The 14761-nt window shown below is 74.0% G+C and carries 14 protein-coding genes; 4 read left to right on the forward strand and 10 right to left on the reverse strand.

What is annotated here, in order from left to right:
• Nucleotides 1-63: 63 nt before the first annotated feature.
• From MLV88_RS01505 to MLV88_RS01530, 6 genes are all read right to left on the reverse strand, one after another.
• Nucleotides 64-873 carry an ABC transporter permease gene (locus MLV88_RS01505; protein WP_242333556.1) on the reverse strand — a complete coding sequence of 270 codons (810 nt, stop codon included), beginning with the start codon at nucleotides 871-873 and terminating at the stop codon, nucleotides 64-66.
• A gap of 2 nt (nucleotides 874-875) precedes the next feature.
• On the reverse strand, nucleotides 876-1655 hold the full coding sequence (locus MLV88_RS01510; RefSeq protein WP_242371616.1) for an ABC transporter ATP-binding protein: 780 nt from the start codon (nucleotides 1653-1655) through the stop codon (nucleotides 876-878).
• Nucleotides 1652-2443, reverse strand: coding sequence for a dienelactone hydrolase family protein (locus MLV88_RS01515; protein ID WP_243336658.1), 792 nt, complete (start codon nucleotides 2441-2443; stop codon nucleotides 1652-1654). The genes MLV88_RS01510 and MLV88_RS01515 overlap by 4 nt, the downstream gene beginning before the upstream one ends.
• Before the next feature lie 115 nt (nucleotides 2444-2558).
• On the reverse strand, nucleotides 2559-3389 hold the full coding sequence (locus MLV88_RS01520; RefSeq protein ID WP_242371612.1) for a 1,4-dihydroxy-6-naphthoate synthase: 831 nt from the start codon (nucleotides 3387-3389) through the stop codon (nucleotides 2559-2561).
• A 118-nt stretch (nucleotides 3390-3507) separates the two neighbouring features.
• The gene (locus MLV88_RS01525; protein WP_243336659.1) at nucleotides 3508-5250 is read right to left on the reverse strand and encodes an ATP-binding protein; all 1743 of its coding nucleotides are present in this window, start codon (nucleotides 5248-5250) and stop codon (nucleotides 3508-3510) included.
• A gap of 5 nt (nucleotides 5251-5255) precedes the next feature.
• Nucleotides 5256-5681, reverse strand: a complete 426-nt coding sequence (locus MLV88_RS01530) for a hypothetical protein (RefSeq protein ID WP_242333567.1) — start codon at nucleotides 5679-5681, stop codon at nucleotides 5256-5258.
• 194 nt (nucleotides 5682-5875) lie between these two features.
• Here MLV88_RS01530 and MLV88_RS01535 point away from each other — a divergent pair, with 194 nt between their 5' ends.
• The 3 genes from MLV88_RS01535 to MLV88_RS01545 all read left to right on the forward strand — a co-directional run bounded on the left by MLV88_RS01535 (nucleotide 5876) and on the right by MLV88_RS01545 (nucleotide 8933).
• Nucleotides 5876-6667: a hypothetical protein gene (locus tag MLV88_RS01535; RefSeq protein ID WP_242370588.1), complete on the forward strand. Its 792-nt coding sequence runs from the start codon at nucleotides 5876-5878 to the stop codon at nucleotides 6665-6667.
• Between the two features lie 125 nt (nucleotides 6668-6792).
• Complete coding sequence (locus MLV88_RS01540) at nucleotides 6793-8100, forward strand: DUF190 domain-containing protein (protein WP_242333575.1); 1308 nt, start codon at nucleotides 6793-6795, stop codon at nucleotides 8098-8100.
• Nucleotides 8101-8210: 110 nt separating this feature from the next.
• The gene (locus MLV88_RS01545) at nucleotides 8211-8933 is read left to right on the forward strand and encodes a YebC/PmpR family DNA-binding transcriptional regulator (protein ID WP_242333578.1); all 723 of its coding nucleotides are present in this window, start codon (nucleotides 8211-8213) and stop codon (nucleotides 8931-8933) included.
• 165 nt (nucleotides 8934-9098) lie between these two features.
• On the opposite strand, the gene MLV88_RS01550 is transcribed toward MLV88_RS01545, so the two are convergent.
• From MLV88_RS01550 to MLV88_RS01565, 4 genes are all read right to left on the reverse strand, one after another.
• Complete coding sequence (locus MLV88_RS01550) at nucleotides 9099-9515, reverse strand: methyltransferase domain-containing protein (RefSeq protein WP_242370589.1); 417 nt, start codon at nucleotides 9513-9515, stop codon at nucleotides 9099-9101.
• 303 nt (nucleotides 9516-9818) lie between these two features.
• Nucleotides 9819-10385, reverse strand: a complete 567-nt coding sequence (locus MLV88_RS01555; protein WP_242370590.1) for a hemerythrin domain-containing protein — start codon at nucleotides 10383-10385, stop codon at nucleotides 9819-9821.
• A 205-nt stretch (nucleotides 10386-10590) separates the two neighbouring features.
• The gene (locus MLV88_RS01560; RefSeq protein WP_242333587.1) at nucleotides 10591-12018 is read right to left on the reverse strand and encodes an FAD-binding oxidoreductase; all 1428 of its coding nucleotides are present in this window, start codon (nucleotides 12016-12018) and stop codon (nucleotides 10591-10593) included.
• A gap of 377 nt (nucleotides 12019-12395) precedes the next feature.
• Nucleotides 12396-13145: a sulfite exporter TauE/SafE family protein gene (locus MLV88_RS01565; RefSeq protein ID WP_242333590.1), complete on the reverse strand. Its 750-nt coding sequence runs from the start codon at nucleotides 13143-13145 to the stop codon at nucleotides 12396-12398.
• A gap of 299 nt (nucleotides 13146-13444) precedes the next feature.
• Here MLV88_RS01565 and MLV88_RS01570 point away from each other — a divergent pair, with 299 nt between their 5' ends.
• The gene (locus MLV88_RS01570; protein ID WP_242355703.1) at nucleotides 13445-14671 is read left to right on the forward strand and encodes an ABC transporter substrate-binding protein; all 1227 of its coding nucleotides are present in this window, start codon (nucleotides 13445-13447) and stop codon (nucleotides 14669-14671) included.
• The last annotated feature ends 90 nt before the right edge of the window (nucleotides 14672-14761 follow it).

A 14761-nucleotide genomic window follows, 5' to 3' on the forward strand; every position in this document is an offset into this window, starting at 1 on the left:
GAAGCGGCCAGGCGGCCGCGGCGTGTTGGGGCGGGATGGCGACCGGCCGCGCCGGCCGCTGGCTCAGCTCACGCTCTCGGCGCTGTAGCGCGCGATGAGCCCGGTCCGGACCGCGTGGCGGTGGACGCGCACGAAGACCCAGCTCGCGAGCAGGATGTAGAGGACCGCGAGGCCGCCGCCCCAGGCGAGCGCCGCGCCCGAGAAGGCGCGGCCGGCGACGATCGCGCGCATCGCCTCGAAGACGTGCGACGGCGGCAGCGCGCGCCCGACCGCGCGCATCCAGGGCGGGAGCGTGGCGAGCGGGTAGAACACCCCCGCGAACGGCGACAGCACCGCCGGGATGGGCCAGACGAACCACTCCGCGGCCGGCCCGAGCCGGAGGACGAGGGCCGAGCCGGTGATGCCGAGCGCGATGCCGAACAGGAACAGCACGAGCAGGAACGGGACGAGCAGGAGACCGTAGCCGAGGAGCGACAGCCCGAACACGCCCGTCGCGATGGAGAGCATCACGGCGAGGCCGAGCGTGCTCGTCGCCACGCTCGCGAGCACGAGCCCGGAGACGTACTCCGCGATCGAGATCGGGGTCGCGAAGACGTTGAGGAAGTTGCGCGACCAGACGTCCTCGAAGAACGCCATCGTCACGCCCTGCATGACGCGGGCGAGGAAGTCCCACAGGAGGACCGCCCCGAGCAGCGTGGGGACGAAGCTCCCGCCCGGCGCGGCGACGCTGTCGAGCCAGCGCGTGATGAAGCCCCACAGCACGACGTCCACCGCCACCCACGCGAAGAGCGGCACGATCCGCGAGAAGCTCCCGCGGACCAGGTACCACTGCCGGAGGACGACGGCGAAGACGCGCCCGGCCCGCAAGGTCATCATCAAGCCCCCTCGAGCGCGAGCGGCTCGCGCGCCACGGTGATGAACAGCTCCTCGAGCGTGGCCTTGCCGTGCTCCCCGGGCAGCGTCCGGGGGTCGCCCTCGAGCAGGATCCGCCCGCGCGAGAGGAAGAGGACGCGGTCGCAGACCTCCTCGACCTCGTACATGTTGTGCGACGTCCACAGCACGCCGCCGGTGCCCGCCGCCGCGCACGCCCGGATCTTGGCCCGCACGTCGCGTGCCGTGGCCGGGTCGAGCGACGCGGTCGGCTCGTCGAGCAGGAGGAGCTGCGGCTCGTTGAGGAGGGCCTTCGCGAGCGCGACGCGCGTCTGCTCTCCCGACGACAGCACGCCGCAGCGCGTGTCCCGGAAGCGCCGCAGGTCGAGCTGCGCGAGGAGCGCCTCGATCCGGTCGGAGAGCCGCCTCACGCCGTAGAGCAGCCCGAACACGCGGAGGTTCTGGGAGACCGTGAGGTTGCCGGGGAGCGGGGCGTACACCGCGGCGAAGTTGGTGCGCGCGAGGGCGCGCGATCGCTCGGCGGCGAGATCCACGCCCTCGATCCGGATGGTCCCCGCGCTCGGCTGGAGGACGCCGAGCAGCATGTTGATGGTGGTGGTCTTCCCCGCGCCGTTCGGACCGAGCAGGCCCACGATCTCGTTGCGGCCGACCTCGAACGACACCCCGTCCACCGCGACCGTCGCGCCGAAGCGCTTCTCGAGCCCGCTCACGGAGAGCACGTGCGCGGCCGGGCCGGCGGTCGCGGTGCGGGGTGCCGCGCTCACCTCCCGAAGACCGCCTTCAGGTACTTCAGCAGCTCGTCCCAGGACCTGCGGTCGGCCTTCGCGTCGTAGGCGAGCCCGGCCATGCCCGCCTTGTCGGCGTCGGGGTTCGTGAACCCGTGCTTCGCGGCCGGATAGGTGATGACGCGCGCCTTCACCCCGGCCGCCTTCATCTCCTTCTCGAGCGCCGCCACCTGCTCCTTCGGCACCATGGGATCGGCGCCGCCCGTCTGGACGAGGATGCTGCGCGGTCCGAACGACCCCTCCTTCGCGGGCTCGCTCGACCTCGCGAGGCTGCCGTGGAAGGTCGCGAGCGCCTTCAGGGGCTCGCCTTCCCGCGCCATGTCGAGCGCCACCCCGCCGCCGAAGCAGTAGCCGATGACCCCGATCTTCTCACGGTCCACCTGCGGCTGCGCCACGAGCTGCTCGAGCGCCGCCTCGAAGCGGGCCTTCTTCACGGCGGGGTCCTTCGTCGCCTCCGCCACGAACGCCTTCGCGTCCTCGGGGTGCGTCGTGGACTTGCCCTCTCCGAACATGTCGAGGGCGAACCCGACGTAGCCTGCCTTCGCGAGCTTCGTCGCCGCGTTCCGCGCGTGGGCGTTGTTCCCCCACCACTCGTGCACGACGAGGATGCCGGGCCGCTTCCCCTTGGCCGCGTCGTCGTACGCGAGGAACCCCTTCAGCACCGTGTCGCCCTGCCGGTACTCGATCTCCTGCGTCTTCACCTCGGCGCGCGCCGCGCCGGCGATCGCGAGCGCCGCGGCCACGATGGTCACCGTCGTTCGGGTCATGCCCACCTCCCGTGTGGTGCCCGGATCTGCGCGCCGCGGGCGGCCCGCGCACGGACGGATGGCGGAGGTACCCGACAGGCGCTCCCGACCGCGGGCCCTGGCCCGCTCCAGCGACTCACAGGAACACGTCGCGCCGCACCCCGGCGGACGCGGGGTTCATCCGCGCGTACACGTCGAGCAGCGTCTCGACCGCTCTCCCCCCTGCGTCGCCGACGTCCACCGAGAAGTCGTTCACGTACAGGTCGATGTGCTGGCGCATCACCGCCTCGTCCATCTCCTGCGCGTGCCGCCTCACGTACTCGGTCACGAGCGGCCGCCGCGCCAGCGCGTGCAGGGTGCTCTCGCGGACGAGGCGCTCGAGCGCGCGGAGCACGTCGCGGTCGAGGGTCCTGCGCGCGACGATGCCGCCGAGCGGGATGGGCGCGCCCGTCTGGCGCTCCCAGTGCTCGCCGAGGTCGAGCAGCTTCACGAGCCCCTTCGCCGCGTAGGTGAAGCGACCCTCGTGGATGATGACGCCCGCGTCCACCGCGCCGCCGAGGACGGCGTCCTCGATGTCGGAGAACACCCGGAACTGCTTGTGCGCCGCCGCCGGGTAGGCGAGCGAGAAGAGGAGGTGGGCGGTGGTGTCTCGGCCTGGCACCGCCACCCGCATCGTCTCCGGCCGGAACGCGTCGACGCCGGGCCGCGCGACGAGCAGCGGCCCCACGCCGCGGCCGAGCGCGCCGCCCGACCGGAGGAGCGCGTAGTCGCCCGCGATGGCCGGCACGACGCCGTAGCTCACCTTGCTCACGTCGAGCCGGCCCGCCCTCGCCCACTCGTTCAGCGTCTGCACGTCCTCGTGGACGACGTCGAGGCGGAGCTCGCCCGTGTCGATCGCGCCGTTCACCAGCGCGTCGAAGATGAAGGTGTCGTTGGGACAGGGCGAGATGCCGAGCGTGAGTCTCATCGCGTGCCGGTCGATCGAGTGGAGCCGCACGGGCGCGGCCGGGCGCATCATATACGCGGCGGCGGCGGGGCGCGTCCGGAGCCGCTCGCGGCGCGCGCCCGGCCGGGCGAGCGCCCCGTCAGCGCAGCCCGACGGTGTAGGCGATCCCGAGCGACGGCGCGAGCTTCGTCCAGGAGAGCTCCGGGACGTTGGAGAGCTCCTTGTGCCCGGCGACGCCGAGCCGGAGCGACCAGCGATCGGCGAGATCGAGCTCGAGCGTCGCCCCGGCCGCGAGCGCCGTGTCGGCGCGGACGGCGCGCAGCCCCGGGTCGAGCGCGTCGTACGTGCGCCAAGCGAGGCTCGCGTCGAGGCCGGCGCGCGCCCGCGGCCCGAGCTCGAGGCGCAGCCCCACGCGCGGCCCCTGCTCGAAGGACGCCAGCGCGGGCTCGCGGGCACCGTCCCGGACGCCTCGCCAGGCGAGGGTCGCGCTGCCGCGCCCGCCGAGGAGCAGGGTGAGGTCGACCTCGCCGAGCTGGCGCAGGCCACCGTACGGCGCGGCGATCTCGGTGTGGAACGACTCCCACCGGGCGAGATAGGTCGCGCCCAGGGAGGTCTCGGTGGAGAGCGGGACCCGCGCCGCGCCGAGCGCGCGCGGCGCCGTGAGGTACGGTGCGCCGCCGAGGTCCTGGCGATCGTAGCCGCCCTCGGCGAGGAGGTAGCGGGCGCCCCTCCCCGCCTGCCACCCCGCGGCCACGCCGCCGCCGCGCAGGTCGAGCACGTCGTAGCGCGCCTGCTCGCGGAGCTGGGCGGTCGCGCGCAGGAACGGGCCGCTCTCGCCGGCCGGCGAGAAGCGTCCCACCGCGGTGATCCCGGTGTCGGCGTCGCCCGTCCCGCTGCGGACGCGGCTCGCGTCGGGCGTGAGATCGACGTTCGAGTCCCAGCCCGACTCGGCGAAGATCGACAGGCCGAGGCGGCCGCCGCGGCGGGCGAGTCGCGCGAGCCCGAGCGCGGTCTGGCCGAGCTCCGGGTCGGTGCTCGCGCGCTCGAGCAGCCGGGCCGCGTCGTCGGAGCGGCCGGCGCGCAGCGCCACGAGGCCGCGGTAGAACTCGGCCGCCTCGCGGTGCTCGGCGGAGCGCTCGGCGACGGCGAGGGACGCGTCGGCGCGCGAGTCCTCCCCGAGCTCGTACAGGCAGATGCCCTCGAGCAGCGCCGCCGCCCCGCCCCCGTCCCCGCGCGCCTCCGCGAACGCCGCGGCGGCCGCGCGCCGATCCCCGGCGCGCATGAGCCGGAGCCCGCGCTCGAAGGGCTCCTCCGGCCCGGCGTGCGCCACGCCGTAGCGATCCGCGCGCCGCTCGCCGAGCACCCGCGCCTCCTCGCAGTAGGCGCGCGCAGAGGCCGCCCGGCCGCGGCGGCCCTGCTCCTCGCAGCGCGCGAGGTACCAGGAGATCGCGTCGCGCGGCGGCTCGCCCGCGAGCAGGGCCGCGAGCTGGCCGCGCAGGCGCGTCGCGAGCTCGCGGAGGTGCGGCTCCCCGCGGGCCTCCACGCCGGCGAGCAGCCGGTCCGCGCGCGCGTAGAGGCGGGCGCCGTGGCACGCGAGCGCGTGGTAGTAGTCGAGCAGCGCGTCGCCGCCCGGGGCCGCTCCCCACGACTCGAACTGGTCCAGCGCCTCGCCGGCGCGGCCGAGCTTCGCGAGCGCCGCGCCCGCGTAGCCGCGCGCGCGCTCCGAGCCGAGCTCCTCCGCGCGGCGGAACTCGGCGAGCGCCTCCTCGTAGCGGGACTCGCGAAAGAGCCGGGCGCCGGCGAGCACGTGCTCGTCGGCGCCCGAGCCTCCGCTCGCGAGCGACAGCCCGAGCAGGGCGACCGCGACGGCGGGGGCGAGCATCGTCGCTAGCGGCGGCCGGTGTTGGTGGGCGGGACGTACGGGGTCGGCTGGCTCCGCGTCGTGCGCGCGGTCTCCGCCCGGGTCTGGCCCGCGGCGGCGTGCGCGTCGGAGCTCGCGGCGCCCGCGGCGCTCGCAGCGGCGGCGTGCGCGGCGGCGTTCGCAGCGTGCGCCCGCGCGTCGCGGGCCGAGTCCTGCGCCTGGGCGTGGGCGGCGCGCTGCGCGTCGCCCTGCTTGCCGAACGCGATGTTCTCGTGGACGTAGGTGGCGCGCTCCGAGGCCTGGCTCGGCAGCGTGGGCGGCGTCGCGGGCGCGTCGGCCTTGTCGGCGAGGGCGCCGTCCGCGGCGTCCTTCGTCTCCACGTCGTCGGCGAGCCCGGCCCGGGCGAAGAGGATCCCTGCGAGTGCGGCGGTGATGACCCACATGCGCTTCATGCTTGTCTCTCCTTTTTGGCCGCACCGAGCGGCCGGCTGCCCGGAGAGCAACCGGTATGCCGCGCGGATCCTCGCGAGATCACGTGCCCTCCCTCGATGCGCCCGTACGCCGCGGTACAGGTGTTCGTACCGGTGCGTACGGCCCGGGCTCCCACGCGGGGCGCTCGAGCCGAGGGGTGAGCACCTTTGGGCTCGTGAGCCGTACCGCCGCGGCCTTGCTGCTCCTCGCCCTCGCCTCCCCGGCGACGGCGGTCGAGGTGCGCTCGCCGCCCGGCGCGCTGCACGGCTTCCCCTCCATGTCCGACGCGCGGGGCGCGGTGGTCGCCGACGGCGAGCTCTCCCAGGAGCGCCGCGGAGACCGGCTCGTCGTTCACGCCCGATGGGTGTTCCGCGACGGGCGGCGGGCGGAGGAGACCGACACGTTCCGGGTCGGGGCCGAGCTCGAGCAGGAGCGGTTCGCCTGGATCGAGACGCTGCGCGGCGAGGAGCAGCGCCGGTTCGAGGTGGACTTCGCCACCGGCGAGGCGCGTTCGGTCGTCCGGCGCGGAGATCGGATGGAGCGAGAGCGCGCGAAGCTCGACCTCCCGGCCGGCCGCTCGTTCGCAGGCTACGGCACGGCCCTCGCGGCGAGTCAGCTCCCCCTCGAGCCGGGTGGAGCGTCGGAGCTCACCTTCGTCGCGTTCACGCCGAAGCCGCGCGTGGTGACCCTCGTGGTACGCGACGACGGCCCGGAGGACATCCCTGCGGCGGAGCGGCGGATCGCGTGCGACCGCTTCACGCTCCACCCGAAGCTCCCCCTCCCCCTCCGCCCGTTCGTGCACGCGCCGGACGCGCACCTCTGGTTCACGCGGCGTGCGCCGCGGGCGCTCGTCCGCGCCGAGCAGGAGCTCGTGGCGAAGGATGATCCGCGGGTCGTCATCGACGTGATCCCGCGCGGAAGCGTTCAGGCGCGCTCCCCTGGCCGCCGCTCGCCAGCCGGCCGCTGATCCCCCAGGGGTCCTCGCCGGCACCCCGATCGCGCCTGCCCGAACAGACCCCGTGCCCTAGGATCCGGACGGGCGCCCGCCTCGGCGTGGTTCGGGCGGGATCTCGACCGGCCCGGGGGTGAAGGATGGGCATCGACCTCGTCGGCAAGGCGAAGCGCGTCCGCGTCTACACGAGCGAGGACGACCGCGTCGGGCGGAGCCCGGCGGCGCACGCGGTCCTCGAGTACCTGCGCCGGGAGAACGCGCAGGGCGCGACGCTCCTCCGCGCGGCGAGCGGCTTCGGCGCCGCGGGGGAGCTCCACACCGCCGGGCTCGTCGACATCGCGCCTCACCTGCCGGTGATCGTGGAGTGGATCGACCGGCCCGAGGTGGTCGAGCGGCTCCTGCCCCGGGTGAAGGAGCTCGTGCCGCACGGCCTCATCACCGTGGACGACACCGAGATCGTGCTGCACGCGCCGCACCCGGTGCGGGACCTCCCCGCGACGATGACCGCCGCCGACGTGATGTCGCGCGACGTGGTCTCGGCGGCGAGCGACACGCCCCTTCGCGAGGTCGTGGAGGCGCTGCTCGGCAAGCCGTACCGCGCCGTGCCGGTCGTCGACGACGGCGTGCCCGTCGGGATCGTCACGGGCTCGGATCTCGTCCGCAAGGGCGGCCTCGGCGTGCGGCTCGATCTCGCCGCGACCCTCGAGCGCCCGGAGCTGCAGGAGCTCCTGCAGCGGCTCTCCCGCTCGAGCCTCGTCGCCGCCGACGTCATGACGAGGCCCCCGGTGACGGTCGAGGCCGGGACGCCGCTGCCGGACGTGGCCGCGCGGATGGCGCGACTGCGCCTGAAGCGGATGCCGGTCGTGAGCGACCACGGCAAGCTCGTCGGCGTCGTGGCCCGCGTCGATCTGCTCCGGGCCGCGGCCCGCAGCCTCGACACCGCCGCGCCGGGCTCGGGGGCGGCGGCGCGGGCCCTCGGCCTCGCCCGGGACACGCCGCTCGCGCGCGTGATGCGGCGCGACTTCCCCCTCGTGCGGCCGGAGACGCCGCTCGCGGAGGTGTTCCAGGCCGTCGTCGCGACGCGGCTGAACCGAGCCCTGGTGGTGGACGCCGAGCACCGGGTGGTGGGGCTCGTCACGGACGCGGAGCTGCTCGAGCGGATCACCCCCGCGCTCAGGCCGGGCGCGCTGCGCTCGCTCATGAGCCGGCTCCCGTTCGCGCACCCGGGGCCGGAGGAGATCACGCTGGAGCGTCACGCCCACGCGCGCACGGCGGCGGATCTGATGACGAGCGAGGTCGCCCTCGCCCGCGAGGACACGCCCGTCGCCGAGGCGATCGGCCTCATGCTGGCGGGTAACCACAAGGTCCTCGCCGTGACCGACGCGGGCGGGCACCTCGTCGGCATGGTGGACCGCTCGGACCTGCTGCACGGCCTCATCCCAGGCTAGCAGGCGCGAAGGGCGCGGGCGCGCGGAGCTTGCGCGCGGGTGGCCGTGTGAGATATCCGCCCGTCCGGGGGCGCGAGGGACGGCCTCGCCCCGCGCCGAGAGAGGGACGCATGGGACGCATCTTCGAGACTCGCAAGGCCACGATGTTCGCCCGCTGGAACCGGATGGCGAAGGTCTTCACCCGGATCAGCAAGGACATCGCCATCGCCGTGAAGGGGAGCGGGCCCAACCCGGACAACAACCCCGCGCTCCGGCGCGCGCTGCAGAACGCCCGCGGCGCCAACATGCCGAAGGACAAGGTCGAGGCCGCCATCAAGCGGGCGAGCGGCCAGGACCAGCAGGCGTACGAGGTGGTCGTCTACGAGGGCTACGCGCCGCACGGCGTCGCCGTGATGGTGGAGACCGCCACCGACAACGTGGTCCGGACCGTGGCGAACGTCCGGATGCACTTCAAGAACAACGGCGGCAACCTCGGCACGACCGGCAGCGTGGCGTTCCAGTTCCGCAGGATGGGCGTCTTCCGCCTCGCGCCCGAGGGGATCGACCTCGACGCGATCGAGCTCGACCTCATCGATCACGGCCTCGAGGAGATGGGCGAGGGGACCGGCGAGAAGGGCGAGAAGCAGATCGTCATCCGCAGCGCGTTCGAGAGCTTCGGCCAGCTCCAGGCGGCCATCGAGGAGCGGAAGCTCCCCCTCCTCTCCGCCGAGTCGGAGTACGTGGCCCAGACGCCGGTCGAGCTCCCGGAGGACCAGGCGAAGGAGGTCCTCGAGCTGGTGGACGCGCTGGAGCAGGACGAGGACGTCCAGCGGGTTTTCCATAACCTCGCGTGAGGTGCTCGGCGCACGATACCGGGCCTGCGACGGGCGTCCTCGCTCGTCGCGCCTGCGGCGTACGGAAGCAGTACGCCTCGGCGCTCCTCGCTGCGGGTGCCCGTCTCGGCTCCGGTCTCATGCGCCTCGAAGGCAGCGACCGCGCTTCGAGCCGAACGCCGTGCTTCAAGGGACCTGCCGCTCCGGGATGATCCAGAGGAACACCCGCGCGCCGCCGGCGACGGCGGTGCGCTGGGGCTCCCAGTCGCCCATGTCGTGGGCGTGGGAGACGACCCGCGTGCCCGGCCGGAGCTCCCGGAGCAGCTTCGGCCGGAGCCGCAGGTTCACCTCGGGCCACAGGTACAGCATCACGACCGTCGCCGGCCCGAGGTCGGTCTCGAAGAGATCGCCCTCGCGGAGCTCCACCTTCTCCTCGACGCCCGCGGCGCGCGCGTTCTCCCGCGCCTCGCGGATCCGCTGGGGATCGAGGTCCACGCCGACCGCGCGGGCGCCGCGCTTCGCCGCGGCGATCACGATCCGCCCATCGCCGCAGCCGAGGTCGTAGACCACGTCCCCGGCCCGGACGTCCGCGAGCGCGAGCATCCGGTCGACCACCTCGGGGGCGCTCGGCTCGTAGGGGACGTCCAGCTTCGGCGCAGGCGCGGCGCTGCCCCGTCCCGGCGCGGCGAGGGCAGCCCCGCCCGAGCCCGGCGCGGCGACCGAGGAGCGCGAGCGCCAGGAGCGCGCGCGGCGCTCCTCCTCCGCGGAGCGTCCCGATCCCCGGCCGAAGACCGCACGGCCCCTTCGCCCGCCATGACCACCTCCGCGCCTCGCCCTGTCGGCGCGAAGATGCGTTGCGGCCTCGCGCGGCGCATCCCGCAGGAGAGGCGTCGCCCCGGACGCGAACTACCGCGCCGGCGGCGCCGCGCGCGCAGCGGGGCCCGGCGGCTCGACCACGCCGCGGCGCGCGCGGATCTCCCGGACGATCTCGCCGTCCACGGACCTTTCGAGGAGCCGGCGCATGGCGGGGAAGATGACCTTCTCCTCCCGCTCGAGGTGCGCGACGAAGTGCCGCTCGAGCTCCGCCGTGGCGGCGCCGACGACGGGCGCGAGCGCCGCCAGGCGGCCCGGCTCGCGCGCGAGCTCCTCGCACGCGCCCACGAGGATCGCGAGCGGCGCATCGTGCTCGGCGTGCTCCCGCGTCATCGTGTCGAGCTCCGCATCCACGGCCGGGTCGCGCCCGCGCAGCCGCGGCAGGATCGAGCGCTCCTCGTCCTGCGCGTGGAGCGGCAGCGCCTGCGTGAAGTAGCGGCGCACGCGGGCCGCCGCCTCGGGGACCGCGGCTGCTTCGGCCGGACCCGCCTCGGCGATCCGGCGCGCGAGGCCGAGGAAGGAGCGGATGCGCTCGTGGCATTCGAGCAGGAGGTCGACCGAGTCTCCGGGCGCCGCGGTGCCTCCGATGCGGGTCAGCATGTGCTCGCCTCCTCGTCCGTCCGGGACGCTTCGCACGGCGGCGTGCCGCGCTCGCGCGATTCAATGCGAAGCCCCTGCCATCCGCAGGATCCCGCCGGATCCGTGGGATCTTGCGCGGGCCACGCGAGCGAGGCACCCGGATTTCGGTGAGGCAGCACGCGCCGTCGGTGGTGCACTGTCCCCGCGGTGCTCGCCGCCCGCGCCGCTACGGGGCGGGGCGGATGTTCTGGTTCAGGCGGAAGAGGTTGTCTGGGTCGTACTTCGCCTTGATCCTGGCGAGCCGCTCGTAGTTCGGGCCGTAGGCGCCTTGCACGCGCTGGGCCTCGTCGTCCGGCATGAAGTTCACGTAGACGCCGCCGGTCGCGTGCGGGGTGAGCGCGTCGAAGAGCGAGCGCGTCCAGCGCACGCACTCCGCGTCCTGGCCACGGTCGGTCCAGCGGGTGTGGACGTTCACGAACAGGCGCACGTCACGGCGCGAGTAGGCGGTGGCCTCCGCCGGCACCCGGCTGATCGCGCCCCCGAGCGTGCCGATGAACACCTCGCACTCTGGAGACGGCAGCCGCCGGACGTGGTCCAGCAGGATGTCGATCGCCGCGTCGTCGAGCTCGCGCAGGTCGTGGGACTTCCAGTAGTTGCGGGCGCCGGGGGCGAGGAGCGGGTCGAAGGCCGTCTGCCACGCCACGAAGGGCGCGGGGCCGATCACGTCGGCGATGGGCTGCCCCAGGGCGCGGAGCGGAGCGAGCGCCTTCACTCCCTCCTCCGGCACCTCGCCCACGTAGCATGCGGCGAACACCAGGACCTCCTTGCCGTGGACCTCCGGAGGGAGGAACGGGAGCGGCGGCGCCTTGCGCATCACCACCCAGGCGGTCACGTCGTCTGGGGCGCCGGCGACGAAGCCTCGATAGCCCTTCAGGAGCTCCTTCGCGCGGGAGAACGGGTGGACGACCAGCCCGGCGAGCACCATCGGCCCGAGCGGATGGAGGCGGAACTCGAACGACGTCACCACGCCGAAGTTCCCGCCGCCGCCGCGGATCGCCCAGAAGAGGTCGGCGTTCTCGTCCTCTCTCGCCTGGAGGAGCCTGCCGTCGGCGGTGACCACGTCGGCCGAGAGCAGGTTGTCGATCGCGAGCCCCAGCTTCCGGCTCGTCCAGCCGAACCCGCCCCCCAGCGTCAGCCCGGCCACCCCGGTGGTCGAGTTGATGCCGAGCGGCGTCACGAGCCCGAACGCCTGGGCCTCACGGTCGAACTCACCCAGGGTGACGCCCGGCTCGACGCGCGCGGTCCGCCGGGCGGCGTCGATCCGCACCGACTTCATCGGCGTGAGGTCGAGGGTGAGGCCGCCCTCGCACACCGCGTTCCCGGCGACGTTGTGCCCGCCCCCACGCACCGACAAGAGGACCCCGTGCTCGCGCGCGAAGTCTACCGTCCGCATGACGTCGGCCGCTCCGGCGGCGCGCACCACCGCGCCGGGGTGCTTGTCCACCATGGCGTTCCACAGGGTGCGCGCCTGCTCGTAGCCCGGCTCGCCCCGGAGGCAGAGCGCGCCGCGCAGCTTCTCGCGGAGCGGAGCCAGCAGCTCCGGGGTCAGCAGGGGAACCTCGGCGCGATCGGGCTTCACCATCACGTTCGCCATGTCCGGACCTCCCGTGCCCGCGCGGCGGCCGCGCAGGGAACTCCCGCGGCGGAGCGCCGCGCGGTGTGGCCCACGCATGTATCGGCGCCCGGAGCGAGACCAGGTCGCGTCATCGGTTGGTTGGGTCGTAAGCGGACGCTGGGTGCCGGCCGAGAGATCGCCCACCGAACGAACGGACCGGGCACGCTCCGGGCGCCCGGGTGGGCGAGATCGGGCGCCGTGTCCGTGATCGCCCGTAGCCTCGATGGGCGAGGTCGCCGCGGTGTCCGTGATTGCACGGAGCCTCGATGGCGTGCTCGTGCTCCGTGCCCCGAGCGCACTTCACCGGCTCCGGATGTTTGACCGGCGCGCGTGCTCCGGTGCGGGCGGCGGCGCCCTCAGGCGCGCAGCCAGAAGAGCGCCGCCATCAAGAGGCCCGTCGCCACGATCCCTCCGCGCAGCCACGCGCCCGGGACCCTGCGAGCGGCTCGCGCTCCCAGGTAGCCGCCCGCGATCGAGCCCACCATCATGAGCGCCCCCTCGCGCCACAGGACGATCCCGCCGAAGGCGTAGAGGCCCACCGCGATCGCGGAGAGGACCGCGGAGAGGAGGTTCTTGAGCCCGTTCATCGCGTTCAGGTTCGTCTGCCCGAGCACCGCGAACAGCGCGAGGAGCAGCACGCCGAGCCCGCCGTTGAAGTACCCGCCGTAGACCGAGACCGCGAGCACGCCCATCGCCGCTCCGCGCGCTCCGGCGCCGCCGCCCGCGCGCGCCGCGCGCAGGAGCCGCGGCGCGGCGGCGAAGAGGGCGGTCGCGGCGAGGAGCAGCCACGGGACGATGCGGCGGAACGCGGGCGCCGGCGTGAGGAGGAGGAGCGCCGCGCCGAGCGCGCCCCCCGCCGCGCCGAGCGCGAGGAGCGCCGGGAACGACAGCCCCGGGGGCGGGCGTAGCTCCTCCCGGAAGCCCCAGGTGCCCGACAGGTAGCCCGGCAGGAGCGCGAAGGTGCCGGTGGCGTTCGCGGCGAGCGGTGCCGCTCCGGTGAGGACGAGCGCCGGCAGCGTGAGGAAGCTGCCGCCGCCGGCCACCGCGTTGAGCGCGCCGGCCACGAACGCGGCGGACGACAGCAGGGCGACCTCACCGAGGCTCATGCGCGTCGCACCCGCGCCTGCGCGCAGCATTCGCGTGCCCCGCCTCCCCTGGGGCGCCCGCGACCCATGGGCCGCCACGGCGGTCGACCGTGAGTCCAGAGCCGTCGCGATCCGTCGAGAACATCCGTGTTCACGCTCGAATCCCTCGCCGTTTTCCCAGGCTCCGATCCCTCGTCGAACCCGCTGCGCGCTCCCGCGCGCCGCGGATCTTTCGTGTTACCGTACCGCGCCGCTGCTGGATTTGCGTCTCCCGAACCCGTTTTTTGCGCTCCTCGCGTTCACCCGCTCCAGGGGATCACATGACGAAGCTCTTCGGAACGCTGCTGCTCTGCGCCCTCTCCCTCCCGGTCTCCGCCGCCGACTCCGTGAAGATCGCCGTCACCGGCCCGTTCACCGGCGGCTCCGCCCCGATGGGCGCGTCCATGCGCGACGGCGCCAAGCTCGCCATCGCCGAGATCAACGCCGCGGGCGGCATCCAGGTCGGCGACAAGAAGCTCAAGATCGAGGCCGTCGAGCGCGACGACGAGGCGAAGAACGAGCGCGGGGCGCTCATCGCCCAGGAGCTCGCCGCCATGCCGGACCTCTCCGGCGTCATCGGCTCCGTGAACACGGGCGTGGTGCTCGCGGGCGACAAGCACCTCCAGGACCGGGGCATCGTGAAGATCATCACCCCTGCGGCGGGCTCCGCCTCGATGACCCAGTGGGCGAAGGGCGCAGAGGGCCCGAAGACGCTCTCGATGTTCCGCTTCGCGGCGCACGACGGCATCCAGGCGGCCATGGTGGTCGAGGAGGCGGTCAACCGGAAGTACACGAAGGTCGCGCTGCTGCACGACGCGACGAACTACGGCGTCTCCGGCCGTGACGACCTCGTCCGCCAGATGAAGCTGCAGGGCGACAAGCTCCAGGTGGTCGCCACCGAGAAGTTCAACATCGGCGACAAGGACATGACCGCCCAGCTCCTCCGCGCGAAGGCCGGCGGCGCCCAGGCGATCCTGATCTGGGGCATCGGGCCCGAGATGGCGGCCGTCGCGAACGGCATGGCCAAGCTCGGCATGAAGGTGCCGCTCATCGGCGGCTGGACGCTCTCCATGTCGAACTTCATCGACAACGCCGGCAAGAACGGCAACGGCACGCTCATGCCGCAGACGTTCATCGAGGAGCCCATCACCCCGAAGGCCAAGGCCTTCATCGCGGCCTACCACAAGGCCTACGGCGTCACGCGCATCCCCTCCCCCGTGTCGGCCGCGCAGGGCTACGACGCGGTGTACATGTTCGCCGCGGCGGTCAAGCAGGCGAAGAGCACCGACAGCCAGAAGATCCGCGAGGCGCTCGAGGACCTGACGGAGCCGGTGAGCGGCGTCATCGCCACCTGGAAGAAGCCCTACTCGAAGTGGGATCCGTCGAACGTCGAGACCCACGAGGCGTTCCGCCGCGAGCAGGTCGTGATGGGGATGATCCAGGACGGCCGCGTCGTGTTCGCGAACGAGCGCGATCGCGCCCGCCTGCAGAAGAACGGCAACATGTAGCCTCCGGCGAGGGGGAGGAGGGCCGCCCTCCTCCCCTCCCCCGTTCTCTTCGTTCTCCTCCGGTCTCCTCCCCGCACCTCGGATCCCGCG

Origin of the sequence: Anaeromyxobacter soli, from assembly GCF_022808855.1 — a bacterium.
In the GTDB taxonomy this organism is placed as follows: domain Bacteria; phylum Myxococcota; class Myxococcia; order Myxococcales; family Anaeromyxobacteraceae; genus Anaeromyxobacter; species Anaeromyxobacter soli.

Coding starts and splice junctions, on each gene's coding strand:
- MLV88_RS01570 (WP_242355703.1), top strand. CDS start 13,445: ATGACGAAGCTCTTCGGAACGCTGCTGCTCTGCGCCCTCTCCCTCCCG.
- MLV88_RS01540 (WP_242333575.1), top strand. CDS start 6,793: ATGGGCATCGACCTCGTCGGCAAGGCGAAGCGCGTCCGCGTCTACACG.
- MLV88_RS01550 (WP_242370589.1), bottom strand. CDS start 9,515: ATGCTCGCGCTCGCGGACGTCCGGGCCGGGGACGTGGTCTACGACCTC.
- MLV88_RS01525 (WP_243336659.1), bottom strand. CDS start 5,250: ATGCTCGCCCCCGCCGTCGCGGTCGCCCTGCTCGGGCTGTCGCTCGCG.
- MLV88_RS01565 (WP_242333590.1), bottom strand. CDS start 13,145: ATGAGCCTCGGTGAGGTCGCCCTGCTGTCGTCCGCCGCGTTCGTGGCC.
- MLV88_RS01545 (WP_242333578.1), top strand. CDS start 8,211: ATGGGACGCATCTTCGAGACTCGCAAGGCCACGATGTTCGCCCGCTGG.
- MLV88_RS01515 (WP_243336658.1), bottom strand. CDS start 2,443: ATGACCCGAACGACGGTGACCATCGTGGCCGCGGCGCTCGCGATCGCC.
- MLV88_RS01555 (WP_242370590.1), bottom strand. CDS start 10,385: ATGCTGACCCGCATCGGAGGCACCGCGGCGCCCGGAGACTCGGTCGAC.
- MLV88_RS01560 (WP_242333587.1), bottom strand. CDS start 12,018: ATGGCGAACGTGATGGTGAAGCCCGATCGCGCCGAGGTTCCCCTGCTG.
- MLV88_RS01505 (WP_242333556.1), bottom strand. CDS start 873: ATGACCTTGCGGGCCGGGCGCGTCTTCGCCGTCGTCCTCCGGCAGTGG.
- MLV88_RS01530 (WP_242333567.1), bottom strand. CDS start 5,681: ATGAAGCGCATGTGGGTCATCACCGCCGCACTCGCAGGGATCCTCTTC.
- MLV88_RS01520 (WP_242371612.1), bottom strand. CDS start 3,389: ATGAGACTCACGCTCGGCATCTCGCCCTGTCCCAACGACACCTTCATC.